Raw genomic sequence first — 2496 nt, 5'->3', positions numbered from 1 at the left:
ATCCGGCGCTGCACCACGTCAGCGGTCACTTCGCGGCGGGTTCGCTGACCGCTGTGGTCGGCCCCCACGGCGCCGGCAAAAGCACGCTGTGCAAAAGCATCATGGGGTTGCTGCCCCGCTCGGGCGGCCAGGTCACCACGGCAACGCCACGCACGCGCATCGCCTACCTGCCGCAACAGGCTGAGCTGGACCGCAGCTTTCCGATGGACGTGTGCGATGCCGTGCTGCTCGGCTGCTGGCCTTCACAGGGCGCGTGGGGCGGAGTCAGTGAAGCGCAGTGGGCGGCTGTCGGCACGGCCTTGCGCACCGTCGGCCTAGAAGGTTTTGAAGCGCGGCCCATTGACACGCTCTCCAGCGGGCAGTTCCAGCGCGTGCTGTTTGCCCGCCTGCTGGTGCAGGACGCCCGCCTGATCCTGCTGGACGAGCCCTTTAACGCAATAGACAGCAAGACCACCGCCGCGCTGCTGGCATTGATTCGCCAGTGGCATGGCCAGGGACGCACCGTGATTGCCGTGCTGCATGACGACGCCCAGGTGCGGGCACATTTTCCGCAAACGCTGCTGCTGGCGCGCGAAGCCGTCGCCTGGGGCCCCACAGCACACGTCATGACAGAAGACAACCTGGCACGCGCCCGCGCGATGGCCGAGGCATGGGACGAAAGCGCCGAAGCCTGCCGCATTGACGACAAGGCACTGGCCGCCCCAACGGCATTGCACGCGCCCGCGCTGCACAAGGCTGCTGCGTGATGGAAGCCGCACTGCACGCCTTTCACGGCGCCTGGGCCGTTTTGTTTGCGCCGTTCGCCGAATACGCCTTCATGCGCCGCGCGCTGGTGGCCACGCTGGCGCTATCGCTCAGCGCCGCACCACTGGGCGTTTTCCTGACCTTGCGGCGCATGAGCCTGCTGGGCGACGCGCTCAGCCACGCCATATTGCCGGGTGTCGCTATCGGTTTCATGCTGTGCGGCCTGTCGCTCACGGCCATGGCCGCAGGCGGCGTACTCGCTGGCATGCTGGTGGCCGCGCTGGCCGGCTTCATCAGCCGCGCCACCACGCTGAAAGAGGACGCCAGCCTGGCTGCCGTTTACCTGGTGGCGCTGGCGCTGGGCGTGACGCTCATTTCCGGCCACGGCACGCAGCTTGACCTGCTGCACATCCTGTTCGGCAGCGCGCTGGGCGTCGACACGCCGGGCCTGCTGCTGGTGGCCGGCGTGGCCAGCATCAGCCTGGTCGCGCTGGCGGCTGCCTACCGCGGCCTGGTGCTCGAAAGTTTTGACCCGGTGTTCCTGGCTGCAACGGGCCGCAGCGCCTCTTTCAAATGGTCCTGGCAGCAAGGCTTTTTGATGCTGGTCGTCATCAACCTCGTGGCCGGCTTCCAGACGCTGGGCACGCTGATGGCCGTCGGCCTGATGATGCTGCCCGCGGTGTCGGCGCGCTTGTGGCACGACACCCTGCCCGCGCAGCTCGCCAACGCCGGCGCGCAGGCCATGGCGGCAGGCTACGCCGGGCTGCTGCTGTCTTACCACTTCGATACACCCTCGGGCCCGACCATCATCGGCTGCGCCGGCGCGCTGTACTTTGCCTCGCTGCTGCTGGCACCCGGCGGCTGGCTGCCGCGCACGTTCGCGCGCACGCACCGCACCGCCTGAAGCTGCGCATCTTTCCTTTCTTTACCAACCCGGAGCCCTTCCATGACTTTCATGAAACACCTGGCGCGCAAACTGCTGACACCCCTGGTCGGAGCCGCACTGCTGGCCACCGCCACCGCCGGCATGGCCGCCGACAAAATCCCTGTGGTCGCCAGCTTCAGCATCCTCGGCGACCTCGTCCGTGTGGTCGGCGGTGACCGCGTCGCCGTCACCACGCTGGTCGGCTCCGACGAAGACGCGCACGTATTCGAACCCAAACCCGTGGATGCCAAAAACCTGTTGCAAAGCAAGCTGCTGGTCAGCAACGGCCTGGGCTTTGAACCGTGGGCGCAAAAACTCGTCAAGTCCGCCGGCTACAAGGGCCAGGCGGTGGTGGCTTCACAAGGCGTGAAGGCACGCACCATGCCCGGTGAAAAAGGCGGGAAAGAAACCGACCCGCACGCCTGGCAGGACCCAACCAACGTCGTGATCTACGTGCGCAATATCGCGGCGGCGCTATCACGGCACGACCCCAGCGGCGCAGCCACCTACAAAGACAACAGCGAAGCCTACGTGAAGGAATTGCAGGCACTCGACACCTGGGCCAAAGAGCAGCTCAGCGCCGTCCCCGCCGCCAAACGCAAGGTCATCACCTCACACGACGCCTTCGGTTATTTCGGCGCGCACTACCAGGTCAGCTTCCTGGCGCCACAAGGAATTTCCACCGAAGCCGAACCCAGCGCCAAAGAAGTCGCCCAACTGATCCGGCAGATCCAGCGCGAAAAGATCAAGGCCGTGTTTTTTGAAAACATGAGCAACCCCAAGCTGCTCGCCCAACTGAGCAAGGACGCGGGTGTGACACCCGGCCC

At 66.0% G+C, this 2496-nt stretch carries 3 protein-coding genes; all 3 read left to right on the top strand.

The annotated features are described in order from the left end of the window. Nucleotides 1-746, top strand: a 746-nt coding sequence (locus tag AC1D1X_RS20705) for a metal ABC transporter ATP-binding protein (RefSeq protein WP_477699050.1), incomplete at its 5' end; no start/stop codon positions are given. Further along, nucleotides 746-1648 (top strand): metal ABC transporter permease, encoded by a 903-nt coding sequence (locus tag AC1D1X_RS20700; protein WP_477668043.1) that lies wholly within the window; start codon nucleotides 746-748, stop codon nucleotides 1646-1648. The genes AC1D1X_RS20705 and AC1D1X_RS20700, both read left to right, overlap by 1 nt. Nucleotides 1649-1690: 42 nt before the next feature. Then, a partial coding sequence (locus tag AC1D1X_RS20695; RefSeq protein WP_477699049.1) for a metal ABC transporter solute-binding protein, Zn/Mn family occupies nucleotides 1691-2496 on the top strand: 806 nt, incomplete at its 3' end.

The organism is Polaromonas sp. P1_G4 (assembly GCF_056405475.1).
Note: the sequence above shows the minus strand (reverse complement) of the source record. Positions and strands in the feature narration are given on the sequence as shown.